Raw genomic sequence first — 23,779 nt, 5'->3', positions numbered from 1 at the left:
CCAGATGACCAAGTACAACACCGGCAATCCGGTGGGCTCGAACTCGCCCCTGGATCTGTACGACAACGCCGAGAACCTTGATGCGGGCATCAACGGCCCCGAAGTGGCGTGGGTAGACCGCAGGGGTCAGACACGAAAGAGCTGGACTGGGATCGAGACCGACTTCCAGAAGTTTCTGGCCGATGGCAGCACGATCGAGTTCCCGACGTGGGAGGCAGCAGCCGCTGCCGCCGGGGCAGGGCAGATTCCAGTGAACCGCCAGGTCGCTGTTATCGGTGACGTGGGCGTTCACATTGATCCCGTAACTGGAACTGAGGTCCCTAATCAGGGGCGGTATGTCATGACCGCGGGTGGGCTTCGGTGGAGGGCGCGTGACGTAGTGTCCTTGAAGGCCGATAACACCACCACCGGTGGGAAGACCGGCGCGACGGCAATTCTCGTGACGGAAGGCGGGGACGTGTTGGTAGCACTCGATGCTTCCGGTCGTCGGCGTATGCCCAACATGTCGATGAGCGACGGTATCGAGATGGCTGTCAGGGACGACATCTCGATTCCTGGAGTCGAGCAGGTGACGTTGCACGGAGGTCGCGTAACTGGATACCGTCATGCCCTCGGGGACGATATCGACTTTCTGTCCGAGCCCGTTCCGTCGGCTAGTCCCATGACCGTCCTCAGCGGCGCTGCGCACGATCGGCAACGAATCTTCGACGCCGCCTACAACCAGTGGGTCTTTCCAACCTTCTGCACAATGAACGGGCGCAAGTGGCTTGGATCAGTAGCGCAGGGCAGTGCATCGCCCGAATGGTTTGGCGGTCTATCGGTCAACGAGCGAATTGGATCCGCGGCATGGATGCAGTACGAATTTGGTCGCCAGCAATTCATCCAGTCCGGATATCAGACCGACGATCACAATGCACCAGCGGTTGCGCTTGACCCAAGGCCAAACGCCAAGAATCCGGTGTTGGTAATGCAGGCCGACCATTCCCTGGCAGGCAGTCGATTGCGCTGTTGGCGCTCCCCCACCACCAATGCTGCGGGTATTGGGGGTGTACGCACGGTATCGATGGCAGACACGATGAGCTACGCGCAGGTCCATCGCAATCCGTTCAACCCGAATGAGATCATAGCCTTCAGTCGCCAGGGAGGCTCATCGTCTGCAGTTTGGATGATCTATCGAAGCGCAGATGAGATGGATTCGGTACACGCTGCACGATTCATCGCCGGCGACGACCTGTACATGATGACGAAGCCGACGCTCGACGGCCTTGGTCTACACATCGGCATTCAGCAGCATCCGAACAACGGTCTGGACCAGCGCGTTCTTTACATGCGATACCTGTTTGCTGACAGAAGTCTTCGTGATTGGCAAGGAAACACGATTGCTGCGGACGCGTTCGCGACCGGTGCATTCGACCCGTATTCTCCAATGGGCCTGTCCGTGATCTACACGCCATCGGCTGGGCGATTCAAGCGCCTATTCGATATGCAAGAAACCAGCGAGGGCGTCCTCGAGTTTGCTGTAGTCGACTTCGAAAAGACGGAGTGGAGCGGGAATCTCAAACACATTCGCGTTGCGGATGGCGGCGCTCCTGTGGTTACGCAGATTGGAGCTGAGGGCTCTGCTGGAAACCCGATGGAGTTGACGAACCAGCAGGCGTACTTCGCAGGGATGTGCATTGCTGGCCCATACACGGTGATTGCTGCCGCCTGGAACCGAGGTCCTCAGTCTTCCGAGCTAACAAAGTTCGAGAGTACGGATGGCGGCGCCACATGGGTATCCACCCAGATCGCTTCTGGAGCTGGAAGTGACCAGAAGCTGGCGCGACCCACCGTGCTCATGGAGTACTTCTGGTCGGACGGTCGGATCCACTGGAAGGCGCGTCCGGAGTTCGTATACCTGGTTGGCCGCTACTACAACTTTCTCTCCTATTACTTTGACGCCGTGGAGGCTTCTCTGTGACGAGCATCATTTCTTTCCGCGATTCAGCGCTGCCTGGCGGCGGCATCACTCTCAACGACATCCCGTTTCCACGAGGCGGAATGATCACCCGGATCGGTGCAGAGGCCGTCGCCGACGCCGGTGGCAGTGTTTCAGCGTTGATCGATTACGAGACTCAAGCGGCCTATGGGCTTTCGTCCCCGGCGCTTCAGGGGTGCATGAAGCAGCAGTCCTTGCACGAGCAAGCCTATCTGGCCGGGGACCGGGCAACGCCGGCTGCAAATCTGACGGGATATGGGATTGTAGACGCGGCGACCGGGCTGACAGGAGCGACCCTGTTCGGAGGCCGCTCGGCGTTGACGATCGCTGCTCTTGTCGGTTCAGCGGCCGGTAGCGAGGGCGAGGATTACGGGGCAGGCAAGACGATTCTGGGCGGTAGCCCGACCGGGACCTCCACGCCAATGTTGAAGTTCATGCTTTCATCGGCCAACTCGCTGGTGCTGACGGCGCGTCATAGCGCAGTGAGTCAAGCGGCCTCACAGGTCGGCTTCTCCGGCCTTGTTCCGGGTAGGTTCTATCTAGCAATCGGAGAAATCGATTTCGTCAACAAGACGATGGCGCTTGAAGTCGACGGAGTTCGACGGTCAGTCTCCGCCTTCGCTGGCACTACGGGTAACTCAGTAGCGCCCAGTGGGCTAGGCATGGCCTGGTTCGTCCAGCGAGTAGGTTCTGGTCAGAACGGCGGATCCCAATTCACCGGCATCTGCCGAGAGGCATTCGTGTCAAGTGGACTGCTCAGCGACGTGGGCAAGCGCATGCTTCGAGAGTACTGGCGCCCCTACCAGCGCCAGTTGAATGGCTGATCGGCCTGTGTGGGCTACAGTGCGGCAGCGTTGGTAGAAGCTGCCGATCGCCGGCGCTGGTAGCGGTCGACCATCTTGCTGGCAACTGTCATGAATGCAGTCTCGTAGTACCGGTAGCTCAACCAAGCAAGGCCGAGTGTCACTGGCATTGTGATCGCCAGAGTTGTGCTGAAGTTGGCAACGGGGGGCATTTCGGGAAGGGCGCGTTGAACCAATTCAATCACTGCGAAATGGAAGATGTAGCACGAGAAGCTGACTTTGCCGATCCACGCGAGGATGCCGTTAACAAGAAGCGGCCACTGATACAGGTACATCGTGGTTGCGAGCAGAAGGAACCACATTATCCAAAGATGGTTCTCCTGCAGCGGCCCTTTTCGGGCGGGTAGGATGACTAACGGAAGGACTACCAATGCCAGTGCAAAGGCAGTTTTTGCGATGCGCGAGGTGAGTGCGGCCGGGATTGTCTTGACTTGCGAGAATAGATGATAGAAGACAAATCCCGCAGCGAAGCAGGAAAGCTGATTTGGTAGCCAGCGATAAGCGAAGTGCTCTGCCTGCTTCGGCATGGCCGTAGAGAACTCGGTATGGACCAGAAAGCGCGCCAGCAGTTCAGCAAGGGGGCTTAGAGCGACGCACGCTACAAAGAACAGAATTGCTCTACGCGGAGATTTAACCAACCCAAAGATGGCCGGGAAGATGGCGTAGAAGATGATCTCGTTGCTGATGGACCAACCGCCCGGCACGACCGTACTGGGCGTAAAGGGGTTTGTCATATTGAGGAAGAAGATGTGAAGGGGGTAATGCCATAGCTCCGGCCCCTCTTGCCAACCCCGGCTTCCAGTCAGTCCGTACAAGGCTGCATAGAGAACGATGCCGCCCCAATAGACCGGTGCGATCCGCATGATTCGCCGGATGTAGAACGAGCCCACAGGTGCGACCTCGGTGCCCACCCGCTTGGAGTACATAAGCATGATGGTGAAGGCGCTGACCAAGTAAAACAGCGGGACACCCATGCCTCCCAGTACGGTAATTTTGCGCAGCGAGGCGGCGACCCCTGGGTGGCCATTGAGGGTCATCGAGCCGATGTGAGTGACCATCACTCCCAGAATTGCCATGCCGCGCAGTGAGTCAACGAACTGGAACCGGTTGGTGCTGCTGGTGCTCATGGCGTGCCGTCCTTGGAAGGCGCGCATCATGCCACAAGTGGCAACCTGAAGGGTCAGCCTGTCGCCAGCTCCGCTGGCCGCAGAAGTTCGGCTCTATCGTTCCGGGGGGTGTTCACTGCCCGGCTGACGCGATAGGCCTCCATCGCCGGCGTCTCGCTGGCCAGCAGCATCGTCATGGCGTCGTCCGGGCTGGCTGCCATCCACTCATCGATCTGGCTGGCCTGCAGCCACACCGGCATGCGATCGTGGATGTCGGCCGACACGCCGCTGCTGTCCCCGGTGATGACGGTGAAGGTTCCCAGGTTGCCGTCGGGCAGCAGCGGGCTGCTGTCCTCCCAGAGGCCGGCCGCCAGCAGCGGCTCGGCCGCGTGGATGAACCATGGATCCTTCTTCCCGTCGATCGGGCTGACCGACCACTCGTAGTAGCCGGCCATCGGGATGACGCATCGGCGTTTCTTGAACGCCGTGCGGAATGCCGGCTTGGTGGCCACGGTCTCGATGCGGGCGTTGATGGTCGAGCCCTGCAGGCCCTTGGCCTTGGCCCAGAACGGCAGCAGGCCCCAGGCCAGCCGGGTGACCTGCCGGCCTTCGCCGCGGTCGAGGATCACCGACGCCCGCTGTGTCGGGGCCAGGTTGTAGCTGGGCTGGATCTCGGCCAGGCCCGGGGCAAGGTCAGCCAGCTCGGCCTGTCCGAAGTTGACGACGGGGAGCTGGACGAATCGGCCGCACATGGCCGGAGGGTAGCCCGGTCGGCCGTGCCCGGGGCGTGTATAGCCTTCAGCGCCTGCGTTATGGCTCCGTCTTGCGCGCATAACACTGTTGGTATGGGTGCGTTACAAGTCATTGAAAAATATAGCGAAATAATGAAATTTTCGTTGACTCGCGAGGCCGCTGGGTCTACGTTCCGCGCTCCCAACAACGGAGCATAGAGATGATCGAAAAGTTCGTAATCCACAGTCGCGAAATCGCTGACGAGTTCCTGGCAAGCCTGGTCGCGAACGAGGCCCGGTTGGCAGATGCCAGCTTCCACGCCGCTGACAAGATCCATGATCCTTCCGTCCGCGAATACTTCTTGGACCGTGCGCGACAGGTGCTGCAAGCCTGAGCCGCGCAAGCAGGGACGGATTACGGAGAGGGCCGAGCCTTGCTCGGCCCTGCAGTTCGGTCAAATTGACGATTTCGTCAAACTGACGATGCAGGCCTTAACAATCGAGTTCCGGCACAAAGTCGACTATGAATCGACTCTGCCCGAACGATTCAGCCAGGTCGCCGCCGCGTTCGCAGGATCTGCGACCACCGGTCGTATCCTTCCGGCCATGCTTCCTTCGCACGGCCACCACGGTTTCCGCACCACCCCGATCGCCTCTGGCTGGGTCCAGACCGGTGAGCGCTGGGCGCTCTGGTACAACGGCCGGGAGACGGCCGGCGTCGAACTCGATGGCGGTCCGGGGGTGCGCCTATGGCTGGAAGGCCAAAAGTTTTGGGAAGTGAAGGAAGTGCGCGCGGCGAGCGTCCGGCAGGCGAAGCGGTACGCCGAGCGCTGGTGCGCGGCCAGGCTCTATCCCGACCTGCCTCTGCGCGAGGCCGTCGCTCGGCTGACGGACAGCACGCGGTTCCAACTGCCGCCACCACTGCCCGGCCTGCCGCCTACGCGTGAGCAGCAGCAACAGGCGCGGCGCCTGGCTGAGTCTGGGGCGCTGGATCTGACACGGATCAAGGAAGCGCTGGAGCCGCGCAAGCCGCCGGCAGAGACCAAGCCCAGGACGAGGGATCCTCAGAAGGCGCGGGTGAGGGCGGCGCTGCAGCAGCTGCGGCGGGGTGTCTGATCTACCCGCGACATCCGGACGCATGCGTCATGCGCTGCTCGATTGGCATCATGCGTTTTGAGGCGGTTGCGGAGCGACGAGAAAATTGCGGAGCGAAATGGTAGATGCCGAATGTCGCAAAAGCCTTGGTGCCCGGAGCCGGAATCGAACCGGCATGACCTTGCGGTCGGCGGATTTTAAGTCCGATGCGTCTACCAGTTTCGCCATCCGGGCCTGCAGTGCGGCGCCGATTGTAGCCCAGCGGGGGCTCCAGCACCGGCGGCCGGGCATCGCACGGCGTGCTTAACTGTATCGCCCATTCATGCCATAGTCCCGACCATCGTTCCCAGGGGGGGAGCCACCTGATGTCGCTCTACGCGATCGCCTACGTCAGCGATGCCCGCGCCGATCTGCGGACATCCGATCTTGACCGCCTGCTGGCCGATGCCACGGCGTTCAATCGCGTGGCTGGCGTCACCGGGGTGCTGATGTTCGACGGTACACGCTTCCTGCAGTATCTCGAAGGTCCGCAGGATGGTATCGATTCGGTGTTCCCGCGCATCCTCAATGCCCGCAGCCATACCCAGTTGAAGGTGCTGTGCCGGGCGCCCGTGCCGCAGCGGGCGTTCCCCCGCTGGAACATGGGGACGCGACGCATCGAGGCGGAGCTGCTGGCACAGATCGTCGGTGAGGCGTGGCCGGGGTTGACGCTGGGCAGCGTGGGGTTCGAGCACCTGCTGCAGGCCTGGACCGGGGCCGATGGCGAGCTGGAGCCTGCCGCGGTCGCACTGGGCTCCTGACCTTGGCGACAAGGTCCTGACACCGTTACGCTGTAGCCCTCTTGCGAAGACTTCCCGGAGCGGGCAGCGAATGAGCGTGATGGCCGAAGCGGCGGCAGTGGGCGATCCGCCGCTGCCGGCATGGCGGGTACATTGATGAGCGTCCCGGTGTCGGCGTCGGAAGCGCCTCGGTTCGCGGTGATCGGTCTGGGTTACGTGGGCCTGCCACTGGCCGTGGCATTCGGCCGGGAACAGCCGACGCTCGGCTTCGACATCGACCCCGAACGCATCGCCGAGCTGCGCGCGGGCCAGGACCACACGCTGGAGGTGGAGGCCGGGGAACTCGCCGCTGCACGCCAGCTGGAGTACAGCAGCGACCCTGCGCGGCTGGACGAGTGCAACGTGTACATCGTCACCGTGCCGACGCCCATCGATGCCTACGAGCAGCCTGATCTGGAACCCCTGCGCTCGGCGACGCGGTTGATCGCCAGCCATCTGCGCGCCGGCGATCTGGTGATCTACGAGTCCACGGTCTATCCCGGCACGACCGAGGAAGTCTGCGTGCCCTTGCTGGAGCAGGGTTCGGGCCTGCGATTCAACGAAGATTTCTACTGCGGCTACAGTCCGGAGCGGGTCAGCCCGGGGGACCGCCAGCGCCGTCTGGCCGACATCCGCAAGATCACCTCGGGTTCGACACCGGAGGTGGCGTCGGTGGTCGATGGGCTGTACCGCCGCATCATCGACGCAGGCACCTTCCCGGCGCCATCGATGCGCGTGGCCGAAGCGGCCAAGGTGGTCGAGAACATCCAGCGCGACGTCAACATCGCCCTGGTCAACGAGCTGGCGCTGATTTTCGACCGTCTCGGCATCGATACCCAGGACGTGCTGGACGCCGCGGGCAGCAAGTGGAATTTCCTGCCGTTCCGTCCCGGTCTGGTCGGTGGCCACTGCATCGGCGTGGATCCCTACTACCTGCTGCACAAGTCGGAAAGTGTGGGTTACCACCCGGACCTCATCCACACCGCGCGGCAGGTCAACAACCGTGTCGGCGAACACGTGGCCATGCGCGTCCTGGCCATGTTGGCCGAGCGCGGGCGGACCGCGGCCCAGGCGCGCGTGCTGGTGCTGGGCGTCACCTTCAAGGAAGACTGCCCCGATCTGCGCAACAGTCGTGCGCTGGAGCTGGCGCAGCGCCTGGCAGAAGCAGGCGCCCAGGTCGATGTCAGCGATCCATGGGTGGGCCCGGCGGCCTTGGCCGATGCCGGTGTGCGGTGGCTGGCCGAGCCGAAGGCCGGCTGTTACGACGCGGTCGTATTGGCAGTGGCGCATGCCAGTTTCAAGGCGATGGATGAAGCCCGCATCCGCGGCCTGCTGGCGCCCGGCGGCCTGGTGTATGACGTGAAATCGGCCTGGCCGCGCAGCGTGGTCGACGATCGCCTGTAGGCGTTGATGATGGCGGGCGCGGTAGACTCGGCTGCAGTTGCAACCAAGGAACGCCATGCACCGGTATATCGTCTACCTGCTCGCCATCCTGATGTTCCCCGTCTGCCTGTGGCTGGCCACGATATGGCCTGCCTGGTACTGGGGCGTCGGTCTGACCGCCGCGATGGTGGCGCTGGGGACCTGGGATCTGCTGCAGAAGCGCAGCACCCTGCGCCGCAACTATCCGGTCATGGCGCACTTCAGATACGGGCTGGAATCGATCGGCCCGGAGATCCGCCAGTATTTCGTGCAGAGTGATCTGGAAGACGTGCCCTTCTCGCGCCAGCAGCGTGCACTGATCTACCAGCGTGCCAAGAACGAGATGGATACGGTGCCGTTCGGCACGCTGCGTAGTGCATATGCGGTGGACTACGAATGGATCAACCATTCGCTGGCACCGACCACCATCGCCCGGCACGATTTCCGTGTGCTGATCGGCGCAGGCTGCGCCAAGCCCTATTCGGCCAGTGTGTTCAACATCTCGGCGATGAGCTTCGGCTCGCTGTCGGCCAACGCGATCCGCGCGCTCAATGAAGGCGCACGCCGTGGCGGCTTCTATCACGATACGGGCGAAGGCTCGATCTCGCCCTACCACCGTGAGATGGGCGGCGATCTGGTCTGGGAAATCGGTTCGGGCTACTTCGGTTGCCGCGACGAGAAGGGCGGTTTCAGCGAAGAGCGGTTCGTCGCCAACGCCACCCATGACCAGGTGAAGATGATCGAGATCAAGCTGTCCCAGGGGGCCAAGCCCGGTCATGGCGGCGTATTGCCCGCGCCGAAGGTGACGGCCGAGATCTCCGTGACCCGGGGCGTGCCGATGGGGGTGGACTGTGTATCTCCGTCGCGGCACTCGGCGTTTTCCACGCCGGTCGAACTGCTGCAGTTCGTCGCCCGCCTGCGTGAACTGTCCGGTGGCAAACCGGTCGGCTTCAAGCTGGCCATCGGCCATCCCTGGGAGTGGTTCGGTATCGCCAAGGCGATGCAGGAGACCGGCCTGTTGCCAGACTTCATCGTTGTCGATGGCGCCGAGGGCGGCACGGGCGCGGCACCGGCCGAGTTTGTCGATCATGTCGGCGTGCCGATGCACGAGGCACTGCTGCTGGTCCACAACACCCTGGTCGGGCTGGACCTGCGCGAGCGCATCCGCATCGGTGCGGCCGGCAAGATCACCAGCGCATTCGACATTGCCCGGACCATCGCGCTCGGCGCGGACTGGTGCAATGCCGGTCGTGGCTTCATGTTCGCACTGGGGTGCATCCAGTCGTTGAGCTGCCACACCGACAAGTGCCCGACCGGCATCGCCACGCAGGACCCGGCGCGCTGGAAGCACCTCGACGCGCCTGACAAGGCCACGCGCGTGCACAGCTACCACGAGCACACGCTGCATGCCCTGAAGGAGCTGTTGTGCGCGGCCGGCCTGAATGATCCGGCCGAACTGGGGCCGGAGCACATCCTGCGCCGCGTGTCGCCGGTGGAGATCCGCTCGCTGGCGACGCTGTATCGCTATCTGGAGCCGGGAGAACTGCTGCGGCGGGTGCCGGATCACGCGGTATTCCATGCGTTCTGGGCAGACGCGCGCAGTGATTCATTCCAGCCGCCGGCCCGGATCCAGGCGCTGAGAGCCAGCAAGTCGCGGTGATGGGTTCCACACGGAGGTTGCATGCAGTTCAGGACCGGGACGATCGACGATGTCTCGCCGCTGTGGGCCCTGCGCACGCGGTGCGTGCGCGAGACCTGCAGCAGTCACTATCCGCCGGAGGTGATCGCACCCTGGGCGGCGTCGCCGCCGCCGGCGCAGTATCCGCGGCTGTTGTCGCAGGGCGGATGCGTGGTGGCCGAAGGCGGGCAGGGCGAGCTGCTCGGTTTTGGCGTGCTCGATATCGATGGCAATGAGGTGGATGCGCTGTTCGTCGATCCGGATCGTGGCGGACAGGGTATCGGCCAGGCGCTGATGCAGCGTCTGCTGGCGCTGGCCGATCCGGGGCGCGAGGTGGTGCTGTCGGCCTCGCTCAATGCCGTGTCCTTCTATCAGCGGCAGGGTTTCATCCGCGAACGCGAGGAAATCTATCCCCATCCCAGCGGGGTACCACTCGCCTCTGTACGCATGCGAAGGCCGTGGTGAGGCGCTGCTTCCGGTAGCGCCGAGCCCCGCCCGCTGCTACCACAGGCGATTCAGCGTGTGGCCAACCACTGGATCACGCCTTCGGCGGCGCGCAGGCCACTGGCATAGCAGGCCGTCAGCAGGTAGCCGCCGGTCGGCGCCTCCCAGTCCAGCATTTCGCCAGCGCAGAACACGCCGGGCAGGGCACGCAGCATCAGCCCTGCGTCGAGCGCGTCCAGCCTTACCCCTCCGGCCGTGCTGATCACCTCGGCCATCGGCCGCGGGCGCAGCAGTTTCAGCGGCAGGCGCTTGAGCGTCGCTGCGACCGCTGCAAGATCTTGGCCCGCATCCTTGCCGAGGTGCTCGAACACAAGTGCCGCTTTCACTGCGTCCACTCCGGCCTGGCGGCGCAGGTGTTCACCGAAGCTGCGGCCCTTGCGTGGACGCGACAGATCGGCCAGCAGGCGTGCTTCATCGCGACCCGGCGCCAGGTCCAGCCACAATGGCGCACAACCCTTGCGGTTGATGGTTTCGCGCAGGTCGGCCGCCAGCGCGTAGATCAGGCTGCCTTCGATGCCATAGTCGCTGGCGACGCATTCGCCCTGCAGTGACCGTGGTTGGCCTGTCAGGTCGATCCAGTGCGCCACCACTGGCTTCAAGGGGGCACCGGCATTGCGCTGGGCGAACAGGGGCGTCCAGTCAACATCGAACCCGCAGTTGGCGGCCTGCAACGGCGCGATGTCCACGCCGCGTGCCTGCAGCGGTGCCACCCAGGCACCGTCGCTGCCGAGGTGCGGCCAACTGCCGCCGCCCAGCGCCAGCACGGTGGCATCAGCGTGCACGTCGAGGTGGCCGTCTTCGGTGTTGAAGCGCAGCGCACCGTCGCTGGCCCATCCGCACCAGCGGTGATTCACGTGCAGGCGTACGCCCTGCTCCTTCAAGCGGCGCACCCAGCCGCGCAGCAGGGGCGCAGCCTTGCGATCGACCGGGAACACGCGGCCGGAACTGCCGACATAGGTCTCCACGCCGAGATCGGCGGCCCAGTCGCGCAGTGCCTGCGCGTCGAACCCGTCCAGCCAGCGGCCGACTTCACCGGCCTGCTCGCGGTAGCGGCTGTCGAACAGCGGGCGCGCATCGGAGTGGGTCAGGTTGAGCCCGCCCTTGCCGGCGATCAGGAACTTGCGACCGGGGGAACCCTTGGCTTCATAGAGATCCACGTCCAGGCCGGCAGCGCGCAGGCGCTCCGCGGCGAACAGCCCCGCGGGGCCGCCACCGACGACAGCCACGCGGCGCGGTGCATGTGGATCAGGGTTGGACATCGAGCAGCTCGACATCGAACACCAGCGAGGAGCCCGGCGGGATCGGGCCGGCGCGACGGCTGCCGTAGCCCAGGTCCGGGGGGATCATCAGGGTGCGCTTGCCGCCGACCTTCATGCCGGCCACGCCTTCATCCCAGCCGCGGATGACCTGGCCGGCACCGAGCACGAAGGTGAACGGCTGGCCGCGTCCGACCGAGCTGTCGAATGTCTTGCCATGCTTGCTCTCGGTGCGGTTGTCGTAGATCCAGCCGGTGTAGTGCACGGTGACCTTCCGTCCCGCCACCGCTTCGGCCCCGGTACCGGGCTGGATGTCGATGCGCTCGAAGGTGGTCAGCGAGCCTCCCGGTGGTGGGCCGGACGGCTCCATCGAGCAGCCGGCAGCAGCAAGGGACAGCAACAGGGGAAGCAGCAGTCGGCGCATCGGGCATCTCCGTCGGGCGCAGGGCGAGGGCGGCAAGGGTAGCGCATCGGCGCCGGGTATCATGGCGCCATGGCCAAACTCCTGCTCAATCTGCGCAATGTCGGCGATGACGAATACGCCGACGTCTGCACGCTCCTGGATCGCCACGGCATCGCCTGGTACCGCACCGAGCCCAGTCCCTGGGGCATTTCCAATGGCGGGCTGTGGCTCCGCGAGGACGGCGATCATGCGCGCGCCAAGGCATTGATGGCCGAGTACCAGGCCGAGCGCGCGCCACGCATCCGGGCCGAGCGTGAGCAGGCCCTGCGTGATGGCACGGCCGAGACCTTCGGCAGCCTGCTGCGGCGCCGGCCGCTGTATGTCGTGCTGGTACTGCTGGCGATGCTGGGCGCTGCTGCCCTGGTGCTGCTGCCGTTCATGCTGCTGCGGGGGTAGGGCGCTCCAGCCGCCGATCATTGACCCCGGGGCCTGACCCGATGGCGGCCAGGCGCTAAAATGCGCGGATGATCGCCAATACCGCCGCCTATCATTTCACCGCCATCGACGCCCCCGAGGTTCTGTGCGACCAGCTGCTGGCGCGTGCCGAAGCGGCTGGGCTGCGCGGCACGATCCTGGTGGCGGGCGAGGGCCTGAATCTGTTCCTGGCGGGCGCCCCGGCCGCCATCGAGGGCTTCTACGCGGCACTGCGTGAGGATCCGCGTCTGGCCGGAATGCGGGTCAAGACCAGCTTCAGCGAGCATCAGCCCTTCGCGCGGCTCAAGGCCAGAGTGAAGCCGGAGATCATCAGTTTCCGCCGCGATGACGGCCAGCCGCTGGCCTATCCACGCGCGCCGGCGGTCGATCCGGCCACCGTGCAACGTTGGCTGCGGCAGGGCCACGACGATGCGGGAAAGCCGGTGGTGATGCTCGATACCCGCAATCTGCAGGAGGTGGAGTACGGCACGTTCAAGGACGCGCTGGTGCTGCCGATCCACAAGTTCACCGATCTGCCGGAGGCCCTGGCGCCGCACCGCGACGCATTGAAGGACAGCACCGTGGTCAGCTTCTGCACGGGTGGCATCCGCTGCGAGAAGGCCGCACTGTGGATGCTCAATGACGGCATGGACAACGTGCTGCAGCTCGATGGCGGCATTCTTGGCTACTTCGAGGAGGTGGGCGGCGAGGGCTACGACGGGCGCTGTTTCGTGTTCGACGAACGGGTGGCGCTGGATGCGGAGCTCAGGCCGCTGGTGGATGAGCCGCTGCCGGAACCACGCCCCAGCGCCTTCTGAGCGGCTGTCCCGGGCGCCGGTCGTGCACGGCTGTCCGGTCCACCTGGGGAGCTGACCCGCCCGGCAGGAATCAGCGTCCCGCCACCGGCACTGGCCGCCGTGCCGGGCCGACCCCATGCAGAGGGGATCTTTTGACGGAAACCGCCTGATGATCCCGTTGTCGATCCTCGACCTGGCCCCGGTCTGCGAGGGCAGCGATACCACCGCCGCCTTCTCCAACATGCTGGAACTGGCCCAGCATGCCGATGCGCTGGGCTACCGCCGCTACTGGCTGGCCGAACACCACAACATGCCCGGTATCGCCAGCGCGGCCACCGCCGTGCTGATCGGGCACGTTGCCGGTGGCACGCAGCGCATCCGTGTCGGTGCAGGCGGCATCATGCTGCCCAACCATGCGCCGCTGCAGGTGGCCGAGCAGTTCGGCACGCTGGCCTCGCTCTATCCGGACCGCATCGATCTGGGGCTGGGGCGGGCGCCCGGCACCGACCAGCCGACCGCCCGCGCGCTGCGGCGCTATTTCGACAGCGCTGACCAGTTCCCGCAGGACGTGCGTGAGCTGCTGCATTACTTCGAGCCGGTCCAGCCCGGTCAGGCGGTGCAGGCCGTGCCTGGCGGAGGCCTGCGGGTGCCGACGTGGATCCTGGGTTCCAGCCTGTTCGGTGCGCGCATGGCGGCATCGATGGGGCTGCCGTACGCCTTCGCCTCGCACTTCGCCCCGGACGCGATGGATGAGGCGCTGGCAGTCTACCGCCGCGAATTCCGTCCTTCGGCCACGTTGAAGCAACCGCACGCGATGCTGGCATTGAACGTGGTGGCCAGCGACAGCGAAGCCGAATCGCGCCGCCTGTTCACCAGCCAGCAGCAGAGCTTCGTCAATCTGCGCCGGGGGCGTCCCGGCAAGATCCCGGCACCGATCGACGACATCGAATCGTTCTGGGAGCCGCACGAGAAACTGGGTGTCGAGCGGGCATTGGCGTGCACGGTGCTGGGTGATCCGCAGCAGGTGGCCGAGGGTATCGCCGCGTTCGTCGAACGCCATCGACCTGACGAACTGATGCTCACCGCCAATCTGTATGACCATCGCGCGAGGCTGCGCTCGTTCGAGCTGACCATGCGGGCGTGGCACGATCGCCACGCGGGCTGAACGATTGCATCACGGCGCATTGCAGACCTTCCGCGTCTGATGGGGGCTCCCTACCCCTGGAGCTCCCCATGTCGGATTCCCGCGCAGAACACATCGCCCAGCTGGCCGAACTGATCAAGGACGTGGAGGTGGCGATGTTCACCACGGTCGGTGTCGATGGTCGCCTGTACAGCCGTCCGCTTGGTACCCAGCAGGTCGCCTTCGATGGTGACCTCTGGTTCGCTACCGCAGCCGACAGCCCGAAGGTGGCGGAGATCGCACTCAATCCGCGGGTCAACGTGGCCTACGCCTCGACGTCGAAGAACACCTATGTGTCGGTGGCGGGCAACGCGCGCATCGTCGACGATCGAGCCAAGGTGGAAGCGCTGTGGTCGCCAGCGATGAAGCTGTTCTTCCCCGGCGGCAAGGACGATCCGAACCTTCGGCTCATCCACGTGCAGGCTGAATCGGCCGAGTACTGGGATGGACCGGGCACGCTGCTGGGCAGGGCGCTGACGTTCGTGCTGTCTGCGGTACAGGATGAGCCAGGCCAGCTTGCCGACAACGGTTTCGTCGACCTGCGTTGATGGGCCCGGTTCAGAACCAGCGCTGGAACAGTTCGACGGTGTAGCTCACCAGTTGGCCGGAACTGAAACCAAAGAACGCGATTGCCGCCAATGCTCCGATCCAGTTGACCAGCATCAGCGCGCCGTCGCGCTCGAGCAGGGCCAGGGAGAACAACAGCAGCTGGAAGCCGAACAGATAGTTGGTGAAAGGGATCGGCAGCGACAGCAGGATGCCCAGCAGGACCAGCAGTGCGCCGGTGAACGCGTGGGCCGGCAGCGGCTTGAGCAGCTGTGGCAGGCGTGGCTTGAGCATGCGGTCCAAGCGCCGCAGCGGGCGGTCGATGCGGTCCAGGAACCGGTGCATGGTGCCGCGCTTCGGCCCGCGGCGGGCGATGAAGCCCGGCAACCAGGGGCGCCGCATGCAGCACAGCATCTGCAGGCCGATGAGGATCACCAGGGGGCCACTGACCGCACCGCCCAGCCCCGGAATCGGGATGAACGATGGCAGGATCGCCACGAACAGGAAAACGCCGAAGGCGCTCTGCTGCAGATCCTGCAGGATCTGGCCCAGCTTCATGTGCTGGGCCGGATCACCCCAGGCGAACATTTCCAGCAGCGTGCGGATGCCTTCGTTGCGATAGGCAGGTGCTGCGTCGCGCGGGCCGGACTCAGGCGGTGAGCTCATCGGCCTGCTCGTCCGACAGCGTGCGCAGCAGCAGCTTGTCCACACGTGCACCGTCCAGGTCGACGATCTCGAAGCGCCAGCCGGCCCAGTCGAAGTACTCGCCCGCGTGCGGGATGCGGCCGAAGTAGTGGATGCACATGCCGGCCAGGGTGTAGTAGTCGCCCTCTTCGGCGTCGGGAAGCTCGTTGCTGCCGATCAGCTCGCGGAGGTCGTCCACCGGCAGCGAGCCGTCCACCAGCAGCGAGCCGTCCTCACGGGTCACCACCAGTGCGTCCTCGTCGGCATTCTCCACCGCCTGCAGGCGGCCGACCACTGCGCCCATCAGGTCGCTGATGGTGACCAGTCCCTGGATCTCGCCGTATTCGTCGACGACCAGCGCCATCGACTGCTGTTCTTCCCGGAAGATCTCCAGCAGCTTCATCGCATGGGTGGACTCGGAAACGTACAACGGCTCGCGCAGGGTCTGGAACAGCGCGTTGTCGCCGCGTGCCATGCGGGTCGCCAGCGATTTCAGTTCAAGCACACCGACCACATCCATGTCGTTGTCGCGATATACCGGATAGCGCGAGAACTCATGCTCGGCCATGATTTCCAGGTTGCGGTCCAGGCCGGCCTGCGTGTCCAGCCAGGCGATCCGGTTGCGCGGCGTCATCAGGCTGTCGGCGGTGCGATCGCCCAGCCGCATCACGCGGTTCATCATGTCGCGCTCATGGGTGTCGATCACACCTGCCTCGTGGCTTTCGGCCACCAGCATGCGGATCTCCTCTTCGGTCACCGAGGCGGCTTCGTCCTTGCCCAGGCCAAGTGCCTTCAGCACCAGCTGGGTCGTCCTGGACAGCAGCCAGACGAAGGGCAGGGCCAGTTTGGCCAGCCAGCTCATCGGCATGGCCACCAGGCTGGCAATGGCCTCGGAGCGGGTCAGGGCCAGCCGCTTGGGCACCAGCTCACCAAAGATCAGGGTCACGAAGGTGATGAGGGTCACGGCCAGCGTGGTGCCGACCTGGGAGGCGTAGGTGAAGCCGGGCATCAGGCCCTGCAGCCAGCCGGCAATGGCGTCGCCGATGGCGTCGCCGCCCAGGTAGCCGGTCAGCACGCCGATGACGGTGATGCCGATCTGGACCGTGGACAGGAAGCTCTCGGGCTTTTCGGACAGCTCCAGGGCCTTGGCGGCGCGCTTGGAGCTGCCGGCCATCTGCTTGAGACGGCTCTTGCGCGAGGTCATGACCGACATCTCGGACATGGCGAAGAAGCCGTTCAACAGAACCAGCGCGAAGACAATCAGGATCATTTCAAACACGGGCGTCGTCCCCGGTTGGTGGCAGGGAGGGCGGGTGCTTGCGATGGCGGCAGGCGCTCAGGAGCAGAGTCCGGCGCGGCGCTGGGGGATAAGGGTCGTCGTCCATAAGGTGCGCCCGAGGGCGCGCTGGCATCTTAGCAAAGGGCCGTGGCAAGGTGGCAACTGCCTGTTCAGGTTGGCGGGTTCCACCCCCGGAAAGGGGGCGGGGATACCCGAGATGGTCATCTAGCCGTCATAATTCCGTCCGGTGCCGTCCTTCCCGCGACGGCTGACAGGTTTCTCAATGTTCTCTCTGCAGACCATTTTCGGTTCCGGCAAACAGTTCTACACCCTGCTCGATGAGGCTGCCGTCGCGGCCTCCGACGCCGCCAAGGCGCTGCATTCCATGCTGCGCGAGGCCGACCGCCAGCCCGCGCTGGACGCCTTCAAGCTGGCCCGCCTGCGCGAGCGTGCGGCGTCGGACAAGATCAGCCAGGCGCTGGTGGACAGCTTCATGACGCCGATCGAGCGTGAAGACATCGAAGCGCTGGGGTCGGCGCTGTACAAGATCCCCAAGCAGATCGAGAAGTTCGCCGATCGCTATTCGCTGGCCACGACCCACCTGGAGCACATCGACTTCGCGCCGCGCGCGGCGATGCTGGAGCAGGCCGCCGGCGTGGTGGTGGAGATGGTGGCCGACCTGCGCCACATGAACCTGGACCGGATGACCGCGCTCAACGAGAAGCTGCGCTCGCTGGAGAACGAGGCCGACCGGCTGATGCTGGAGCTGTACCGTGACATCTATTCCGGGCGCCTGGACAACCTGCAGATGTTCCTGCTCAAGGAATTCTTCGAGATCCTGGAAAAAGCCATCGACCGCTGCCGCGAGGCCGGCGTGGTGGCGTACCAGATCGTGCTGAAGAACAGCTGACGGACGCCGCCGCATGTTGACCCTCGTCCTGGTGGTGATCCTGGCTGCGCTCGTCTTCGAGTTCATCAACGGCTTCCACGACACCGCCAACTCCATCGCCACCGTGGTGGCGACCAAGGTGCTCTCGCCCGGCTGGGCGGTGATGCTCGCCGCCTTCATGAACCTGATCGGTGCCCTGACCGGTACGGCGGTGGCGCTGACCATCGCGTCGGGCCTGCTCAACACCAACGTGGTCGATGTCACCCCGCAGGTGATCCTGTGCGCCCTGCTGGGCGGCATCATCTGGAACCTGATCACCTGGTGGAAGGGGCTGCCGTCCTCGTCCTCGCACGCCCTGATCGGTGGCCTGTGCGGCGCCGGGCTGGCGGCCGCGCACAACAACTGGGACGCGCTGATCTGGTCCGAACGGCTCGGCAGCTGGGCGCAGAACAAGGGCCTGCTGTGGAAGGTGTTCGTGCCGATGATCACCTCGCCGATTGCCGGCTTCCTGCTGGGCATCGTGGTGATGGTGCTGCTGTGGGGCCTGATTGCCGGTCTGGCCAGGGTCGGTGGTGCGATTGGCCGCCTGGCCCGTCCGCGCTGGGTCAATGCCTTCTTCGGCAAGGCGCAGATCGTCTCGGCCGCCTACATGGGCTTCGCGCACGGGCACAACGACGCACAGAAGACCATGGGCATCATCGCCATGACCCTGATCGGTGCCGAAGCCACCGGTGCACTGGACAACCTGCCGTCCTGGCTGGCCTTCATGCACCCGGATGCGCAGGCCGGTGACGGCATCGCGATGTGGATCGTGCTGACCTGTGCGGTGGTGATGGCCGCCGGTACGGCTTCGGGTGGCTGGAAGATCATCAAGACGCTGGGCCACAAGATGGTCAAGCTGCATCCGATCCACGGCTTCGCGGCGGAGACCAGCTCGGCCACCATCCTGACCCTGGCCGCCCATTTCGGCATGCCGGTCTCGACCACGCACAGCATCTCCACCGCGATCATGGGCGTGGGCTTTGCCAAGAATCCGCGTTCGCTGAAGTTCGGCGTGATCGAGCGCATCGTCTGGGCCTGGATCCTGACCATCCCGGCGGCAGGCGGCTGTGCGTACCTGATCCTGAAGCTGTTCGAGCTGTTCGGCTGGACCTGATGCCAGCAACCCTGGGGTCAGAGCCCTTTCCCTGCAGATAGGGATCTGACCCCGGAAATGAAAAAGCCCGCCGGATTCCGGCGGGCTTTTTTCATGGGCAGATCGTTTTTCCGTATCCAGCGTGTCGACCAAGGTCGACACCCACCAACAGCAGCAGGAACCTCGCCAGCCCACGGAAACCCGGCTTTTGCCGTTGCCGTTGCCGTTGCCGTTGCCGTTGCCGTCAGCGGGCGCCGGGCCGCAGGCCCGGCCGAACCCCTCAGTTGCGCTGGAACAGTGCCTGCACATCCTTGCGGAATGCCGCCTGGCTGTCGGCACGGCTGTAGAACATGTGCCCGCCCGGGTAGCTGCGCACCTGCACGCGGTCCGGGTTGCTGCCCATCGCCGGCATCTGGTCCACGGTCAGGATCGAGCCCATGAACGGGCATGACAGGTCATTCCAGCCGTGCGCGATCAGCACCTGCAGATTCGGATCGATCGCCACCGCCTGGCGCAGCTGGGTCACCGCACCCTGGCGCAGGTCCCCGTTGCGGTCCCACAGCCGGTTCACCTCGTAGTTCAATGCCTGGTAGCGCGCATCGACCTTCCAGCCCACCACGCGGGTGACGAAGTCGACCATCGCGGTGGTGGTCGGCGCGATGATGCTGTCGAGCAGGGGATCGTTGGCGCGCTGTTCCGGATCGTTCGGGAACGGATCAAACGCCGTCACGTTCGAGTCGTAGCGGCTGCCCAGCGTGCCCTTGTCGCGGAACACTTCGCGCAGATAGGCCTGGGTTTCCAGGCGGCCGCCGGCACGACGCACGAACTGCGGGTCCAGCCCGGTCAGCTCGGTGACCCGGCGCAGCATCGCCTCGGTGGCCTGTGGATCGCTGCGGCCCTTCATCAGGGCGGTGGCGTAATCGCCGCGGGTGTACTCGATCACCTCGCGCATCGCCGCGTCGGTCAGGCGGCCCTGGCGCTCAAGGTGCGCCGCTGCGATCGACGGTAGCGTCTGCATCCACGCCATCGGCGAGACGTCGGCGTTGTCTTCCAGGGTCGGGCTCAGGTACGGCGAGACCAGCACCAGGCCGTTCATCGCAACGCCCAGCCGCGTCTGCAGGTAGTGGGTGATGCGTGGGCCGCGGTAGCCACCGTAGCTCTCACCGGTGAGATACTTGCGCGACGCCATGCGCTGGTTGCGCAGCAACCAGTCGTAGATCGATCGCGACAGGTACTCGATGTCGGCACTGGGGTTGTACAGTGCCTTCTTGGCTTCGTCATCGCCGATGCGGGCACGGCTGAAGCCGGTGCCGACCGGGTCGATGAAGACCAGGTCGGTGAAGTCCAGCCACGTTCCCGGATTGTCGTGCAGCGTGGCCGGCGCCGACGCGCTGTCGCCCTCCGAGCCGAAGGTCACGACCTTCGGGCCGATGGCGCCCAGATTGAGATACACCGAGGACGCGCCGGGCCCGCCGTTGAGCGCGAAGGTCACCGGCCGGTCCTTGCCGGGCATCGTGTAGGCGGTGAACACTACATCGGCGATCACCTTGCCCTTCTCGTCACGTACCGGCAGGGTCCCTACGGTGGCGGTGTAGTCGAGCGTGCGGCCTGCCAGGCGGATGCTCTGGCGGGTGGAGGCGTCGGCCGGCAGCGCAGGTGCTTCGGCCCTGTCGTCTCTGGCATCGGGCTTGGACTCGGCGGCGGGCGCGGCCAGCACGCTGGCAGGAGCGATGAGCAGGCCGACGCAGAGCGCGGCAGTGTGCAGCAGGAACTTCATGGCACCGGATCGGCAGCGGAAGGGGGTTTCGATGCTAGGCCTCCAGGGTGCCGCGCCGTATGTGTCCAAAGCCATGGCCGGGCGTTGTCGTCGGTTGCGGCCAGATTGGGTCAAGTGGGCAGGGCGGTCGCGGCTTCGTCATCGGCCAGCAGCCCGTACACAGCCGAGTCGGCCAACTCGCCCTGGATGCGCCAGCGTTGGCGCAGGAGGCCCTCACGATGGAAGCCGAGGCGTTCAAGCACGTGCGCGGAGGCCGCATTGCGCGGATCGATCTCGGCTTCGACGCGATGCAGGCGCAGCGTCCGGAACAGGTAGGCCAGCACCTGCTGCAACGCCTCATGCATGTAGCCCCGGCCCTGGACCTCAGGTGCCAGCAGATAGCCGATCTCGGCACGCGCAGCATCGCGATCGACGGCAAACACCACGCAGATGCCCAGCAACGGCCCTTCCAGCGATTCGCGCACGGCCAGCTTGAGCTGGGTGCCGATGGCGTGTGCGGCGAGGTCGTCGTCGATCTGTTCGCGGGCTTCGCCCGGCCGTGTCCAGGCAGGATGGTTCCACCAGCGCATCACCGCCGGGTTGGATTGCAGCGTGAACAACGCAGCAGCGTCATCACGACGGATCGGGCTCAGGACCAGCCGCGTGCTGTGCAGGGGCAGGCCGGGGAACAGCAGCGAGTGGCTGGGCAATGCGGTGGTCCACGCGGATGAGCGCGCATTATGGACCCGCAGGGTTTGCCGATGGGGGTGTAATGCCCCGGTGGGCGGCCTGAAGCGGTACTGCCAGGCCATGCAGCCAGAGCCGTTTCCCGACAGGAAACGGCCCCGGCCCGCGCTGGGGTCAGACTTCCAGCGACGCCAGATCGCCCTTGGTCTCCAGCCAGCCCTTGCGGTCAGACGCCCGCTTCTTGGCCAGCAGCATGTCCATCAGCGAACGGGTCTGCTCGCGATCGTCCACGGTCAGCTGCACCAGGCGACGGGTGTCCGGGTGGATGGTGGACTCACGCAGCTGCGACGGGTTCATCTCGCCCAGGCCCTTGAACCGCGTCACATTGACCGCGCCCTTGATCTTCTCGCGCTCGATCTTGTCCAGCATGGAGCGCTTTTCTTCCTCGTCCAGCGCGTAGAAGACCTGCTTGCCCACGTCGATGCGGAACAGCGGCGGCATTGCCACGAACACGTGGCCGGCGTCGACCAGCGCCGGGAAGTGCTTCAGGAACAGCGCCGTCAACAGGGTGGCGATGTGCAGGCCGTCCGAGTCGGCGTCGGCCAGGATCACCACCTTGCCGTAGCGCAGGCCGCTGATGTCATCCTTGCCCGGATCGCAGCCGATGGCGATGGCCAGGTTGTGCACTTCTTCCGAGGCCAGCACGCTGTTGGAGGAGACTTCCCAGGTGTTCAGGATCTTGCCGCGCAGCGGCATGATCGCCTGGAAATCCTTGTCGCGTGCCTGCTTGGCGCTGCCGCCTGCCGAATCACCTTCCACCAGGAACAGTTCGGTACGCGACAGGTCCTGGCTGATGCAGTCGGCCAGCTTGCCCGGCAGGGCAGGGCCCTGGGTGACCTTCTTGCGGACCACCAGCTTTTCGGTCTTCAGGCGTGCGCTGGCGCGCTCAATGGCGATCTGCGCGATCTTCTCGCCCAGTTCCACGTTCTGGTTCAGCAGCAGGCTGAATGCATCGTGCGCGGCACCTTCCACGAAACCGGCGGCCTGCCGCGAGGACAGGCGTTCCTTGGTCTGCCCGCTGAACTGCGGATCGGTCATTTTCAGCGACAGCACGAACGACACGCGGTCCCACACGTCTTCCGGCGCCAGCTTCACGCCACGCGGCAGCAGGTTGCGGAAGTCGCAGAACTCTCGGAGCGCCTCGGTCAGGCCGGTGCGCAGGCCGTTGACGTGGGTACCGTGCTGGGCGGTCGGGATCAGGTTGACGTAGCTTTCCTGGACCAGCTCGCCTTCCGGCAGCCAGGCCACGGCCCAGTCCACCACTTCGGTGTCCTTCTTCAGGTTGCCGACGAACAGGTCGGCCGGCAGCATTTCGCGCTCGCCCAGCTCCAGCTTCAGGTAGTCGCGCAGGCCGTCCTCGTAGTACCAGGTGTCGACTTCGCCGGTGGCTTCGTCGGTCAGCTTCACGGTCAGGCCCGGGCACAACACCGCCTTGGCGCGCAGCAGATGCTTGAGCGCGCGCACCGCGAACTTCGGTGTATCGAAGTACTTCGGGTCCGGCCAGAAGCGCACGCGGGTGCCCGTGTTCTTCTTGCCGACCGTGCCCACCACTTCCAGCGGCGTGGCGCGGTCACCGTTACGGAAGGTGATGCGGTGTTCGGCACCTTCACGCTTGATGTGCACCTCCACCAGGGTCGACAGCGCGTTGACCACGCTGACGCCGACGCCGTGCAGGCCGCCGGAGAAGGTGTAGTTGTTGTTGCTGAACTTGCCGCCCGCGTGCAGGCGGGTCAGGATCAGCTCGACACCCGGGATCTTCTCTTCCGGATGGATGTCCACCGGCATGCCACGGCCGTCATCGCTGACCTCCACGCTGCCGTCCTTGTACAGGGTGATCTCGATCGAGCGGGCGTGGCCGGCGAGGGCCTCGTCCACCGAGTTGTCGATCACTTCCTGCGCCAGGTGGTTGGGGCGCGCGGTGTCGGTATACATGCCGGGACGGCGCTTGACCGGGTCAAGGCCGGACAGGACTTCAATATCGGCGGCGTTATAGCGGGCGTTCATCTATGTTCTAAAGCGCGGAGCGACGCGCAAGTGTGCGGTCTGGGCGGCGAATTTGCACGCCTGCGGTTCAGCCTCGCCACCGGGGAGGGGGTAAAATGGCAGCCGCTGGAATCCGGACGCCAGCGTCCCCATGTCCCAGCCATACCGCGAGGAGGACTCCATGAAGAAGTTGCTGACCATTGCGATCCTGGCCGCTGCCGCCGTTGCGGTGCCGCTGGTGATGGCGCAGAACGCCGGCCAGCCGGCCCCGCAGCAGGGTGACCAGGCCGACAAGGCACAGGCCGAAGCCGACGCCAAGGCCAAGCGCCGCGCGCAGGCCAATGCGGAGCTGAAGGCCAAGGGCCAGCCGGTTCCGCAGCAGGAAGAAGAGGAAGAGGCGCGCAAGAAGCGCTGAGCGCACGCGCACCCTCCCTTTCCCGCGGAAGCCCTGT

The 23,779-nt window shown here is 65.1% G+C and carries 24 protein-coding genes and 1 tRNA gene; 15 read left to right on the top strand and 10 right to left on the bottom strand.

Annotation, left to right across the window (positions count from 1 at the left end; translation table 11 throughout):
• Positions 1–4: 4 nt before the first annotated feature.
• Together ABE543_RS06775 and ABE543_RS06770 are read left to right on the top strand one after the other, a co-directional pair.
• Positions 5–1,960 carry a hypothetical protein gene (locus ABE543_RS06775; RefSeq protein WP_346475462.1) on the top strand — a complete coding sequence of 652 codons (1,956 nt, stop codon included), beginning with the start codon at positions 5–7 and terminating at the stop codon, positions 1,958–1,960.
• Positions 1,957–2,802, top strand: coding sequence for a hypothetical protein (locus tag ABE543_RS06770; RefSeq protein WP_346475461.1), 846 nt, complete (start codon positions 1,957–1,959; stop codon positions 2,800–2,802). The genes ABE543_RS06775 and ABE543_RS06770 overlap by 4 nt, the downstream gene beginning before the upstream one ends.
• Before the next feature lie 14 nt (positions 2,803–2,816).
• Here the strand turns inward: ABE543_RS06770 and ABE543_RS06765 are convergent, their stop codons facing one another.
• Both ABE543_RS06765 and ABE543_RS06760 read right to left on the bottom strand, forming a co-directional pair.
• Positions 2,817–3,968 carry an acyltransferase gene (locus ABE543_RS06765; RefSeq protein ID WP_346475460.1) on the bottom strand — a complete coding sequence of 384 codons (1,152 nt, stop codon included), beginning with the start codon at positions 3,966–3,968 and terminating at the stop codon, positions 2,817–2,819.
• 53 nt (positions 3,969–4,021) lie between these two features.
• The gene (locus ABE543_RS06760) at positions 4,022–4,699 is read right to left on the bottom strand and encodes an SOS response-associated peptidase (RefSeq protein ID WP_346475459.1); all 678 of its coding nucleotides are present in this window, start codon (positions 4,697–4,699) and stop codon (positions 4,022–4,024) included.
• Between the two features lie 200 nt (positions 4,700–4,899).
• On the opposite strand from ABE543_RS06760, the gene ABE543_RS06755 reads away from it, so the two are divergent.
• Complete coding sequence (locus ABE543_RS06755; protein ID WP_346475458.1) at positions 4,900–5,073, top strand: hypothetical protein; 174 nt, start codon at positions 4,900–4,902, stop codon at positions 5,071–5,073.
• Between the two features lie 211 nt (positions 5,074–5,284).
• The gene (locus ABE543_RS06750; protein ID WP_346475518.1) at positions 5,285–5,794 is read left to right on the top strand and encodes a hypothetical protein; all 510 of its coding nucleotides are present in this window, start codon (positions 5,285–5,287) and stop codon (positions 5,792–5,794) included.
• Positions 5,795–5,920: 126 nt separating this feature from the next.
• On the opposite strand, the gene ABE543_RS06745 is transcribed toward ABE543_RS06750, so the two are convergent.
• A tRNA-Leu gene (locus tag ABE543_RS06745) sits at positions 5,921–6,007 on the bottom strand.
• Between the two features lie 131 nt (positions 6,008–6,138).
• Between ABE543_RS06745 and ABE543_RS06740 the strand changes: the two genes are divergently transcribed.
• From ABE543_RS06740 to ABE543_RS06725, 4 genes are all read left to right on the top strand, one after another.
• Entirely contained in the window at positions 6,139–6,573 is a 435-nt protein-coding gene (locus tag ABE543_RS06740) for a BLUF domain-containing protein (RefSeq protein WP_065174913.1), read from the top strand.
• Positions 6,574–6,708: 135 nt separating this feature from the next.
• Positions 6,709–7,995 carry a nucleotide sugar dehydrogenase gene (locus ABE543_RS06735; RefSeq protein ID WP_346475457.1) on the top strand — a complete coding sequence of 429 codons (1,287 nt, stop codon included), beginning with the start codon at positions 6,709–6,711 and terminating at the stop codon, positions 7,993–7,995.
• A 55-nt stretch (positions 7,996–8,050) separates the two neighbouring features.
• Positions 8,051–9,673 (top strand): FMN-binding glutamate synthase family protein, encoded by a 1,623-nt coding sequence (locus ABE543_RS06730; protein ID WP_053519800.1) that lies wholly within the window; start codon positions 8,051–8,053, stop codon positions 9,671–9,673.
• Positions 9,674–9,694: 21 nt separating this feature from the next.
• Positions 9,695–10,156, top strand: coding sequence for a GNAT family N-acetyltransferase (locus ABE543_RS06725; RefSeq protein WP_111186059.1), 462 nt, complete (start codon positions 9,695–9,697; stop codon positions 10,154–10,156).
• Between the two features lie 50 nt (positions 10,157–10,206).
• Here ABE543_RS06725 and ABE543_RS06720 read toward each other — a convergent pair whose 3' ends face one another.
• Together ABE543_RS06720 and ABE543_RS06715 are read right to left on the bottom strand one after the other, a co-directional pair.
• A complete protein-coding gene (locus ABE543_RS06720) occupies positions 10,207–11,454 on the bottom strand; it encodes a TIGR03862 family flavoprotein (protein WP_346475456.1) in 1,248 nt (415 codons plus the stop codon).
• On the bottom strand, positions 11,441–11,875 hold the full coding sequence (locus tag ABE543_RS06715) for an FKBP-type peptidyl-prolyl cis-trans isomerase (RefSeq protein WP_065174917.1): 435 nt from the start codon (positions 11,873–11,875) through the stop codon (positions 11,441–11,443). Before ABE543_RS06715 ends, ABE543_RS06720 begins: the two co-directional genes overlap by 14 nt.
• A gap of 69 nt (positions 11,876–11,944) precedes the next feature.
• On the opposite strand from ABE543_RS06715, the gene ABE543_RS06710 reads away from it, so the two are divergent.
• From ABE543_RS06710 to ABE543_RS06695, 4 genes are all read left to right on the top strand, one after another.
• On the top strand, positions 11,945–12,310 hold the full coding sequence (locus tag ABE543_RS06710; RefSeq protein ID WP_053519804.1) for a DUF6164 family protein: 366 nt from the start codon (positions 11,945–11,947) through the stop codon (positions 12,308–12,310).
• Positions 12,311–12,378: 68 nt separating this feature from the next.
• Positions 12,379–13,146, top strand: coding sequence for a sulfurtransferase (locus ABE543_RS06705; RefSeq protein ID WP_053519805.1), 768 nt, complete (start codon positions 12,379–12,381; stop codon positions 13,144–13,146).
• A 148-nt stretch (positions 13,147–13,294) separates the two neighbouring features.
• Positions 13,295–14,290: an LLM class flavin-dependent oxidoreductase gene (locus ABE543_RS06700; protein ID WP_053519806.1), complete on the top strand. Its 996-nt coding sequence runs from the start codon at positions 13,295–13,297 to the stop codon at positions 14,288–14,290.
• 68 nt (positions 14,291–14,358) lie between these two features.
• The gene (locus ABE543_RS06695) at positions 14,359–14,856 is read left to right on the top strand and encodes a pyridoxamine 5'-phosphate oxidase family protein (RefSeq protein WP_053519807.1); all 498 of its coding nucleotides are present in this window, start codon (positions 14,359–14,361) and stop codon (positions 14,854–14,856) included.
• 10 nt (positions 14,857–14,866) lie between these two features.
• Here the strand turns inward: ABE543_RS06695 and ABE543_RS06690 are convergent, their stop codons facing one another.
• Positions 14,867–15,520, bottom strand: coding sequence for an exopolysaccharide biosynthesis protein (locus ABE543_RS06690; RefSeq protein ID WP_053519808.1), 654 nt, complete (start codon positions 15,518–15,520; stop codon positions 14,867–14,869).
• A complete protein-coding gene (locus ABE543_RS06685) occupies positions 15,504–16,808 on the bottom strand; it encodes a hemolysin family protein (protein ID WP_065174920.1) in 1,305 nt (434 codons plus the stop codon). The genes ABE543_RS06690 and ABE543_RS06685 overlap by 17 nt, the downstream gene beginning before the upstream one ends.
• Before the next feature lie 292 nt (positions 16,809–17,100).
• Here ABE543_RS06685 and ABE543_RS06680 point away from each other — a divergent pair, with 292 nt between their 5' ends.
• On the top strand, positions 17,101–17,727 hold the full coding sequence (locus ABE543_RS06680) for a DUF47 family protein (protein ID WP_004152833.1): 627 nt from the start codon (positions 17,101–17,103) through the stop codon (positions 17,725–17,727).
• A 13-nt stretch (positions 17,728–17,740) separates the two neighbouring features.
• Positions 17,741–18,862, top strand: coding sequence for an inorganic phosphate transporter (locus ABE543_RS06675; protein ID WP_346475455.1), 1,122 nt, complete (start codon positions 17,741–17,743; stop codon positions 18,860–18,862).
• A 259-nt stretch (positions 18,863–19,121) separates the two neighbouring features.
• Here the strand turns inward: ABE543_RS06675 and ABE543_RS06670 are convergent, their stop codons facing one another.
• The 3 genes from ABE543_RS06670 to parE form a co-directional block, all read right to left on the bottom strand.
• Positions 19,122–20,618, bottom strand: a complete 1,497-nt coding sequence (locus tag ABE543_RS06670; protein ID WP_279941759.1) for a S10 family peptidase — start codon at positions 20,616–20,618, stop codon at positions 19,122–19,124.
• A 110-nt stretch (positions 20,619–20,728) separates the two neighbouring features.
• Positions 20,729–21,307, bottom strand: coding sequence for a GNAT family protein (locus ABE543_RS06665; RefSeq protein WP_065174922.1), 579 nt, complete (start codon positions 21,305–21,307; stop codon positions 20,729–20,731).
• Between the two features lie 151 nt (positions 21,308–21,458).
• Positions 21,459–23,348, bottom strand: a complete 1,890-nt coding sequence (gene parE, locus ABE543_RS06660) for a DNA topoisomerase IV subunit B (RefSeq protein WP_053519719.1) — start codon at positions 23,346–23,348, stop codon at positions 21,459–21,461.
• 160 nt (positions 23,349–23,508) lie between these two features.
• On the opposite strand from parE, the gene ABE543_RS06655 reads away from it, so the two are divergent.
• Positions 23,509–23,742, top strand: a complete 234-nt coding sequence (locus ABE543_RS06655) for a hypothetical protein (protein ID WP_053519720.1) — start codon at positions 23,509–23,511, stop codon at positions 23,740–23,742.
• Positions 23,743–23,779 lie beyond the last annotated feature (37 nt).

The organism is Stenotrophomonas sp. TWI169, from assembly GCF_039674705.1.
Lineage (GTDB): Bacteria > Pseudomonadota > Gammaproteobacteria > Xanthomonadales > Xanthomonadaceae > Stenotrophomonas > Stenotrophomonas maltophilia_P.
This window is presented reverse-complemented; position numbering and strand designations above follow the sequence as displayed.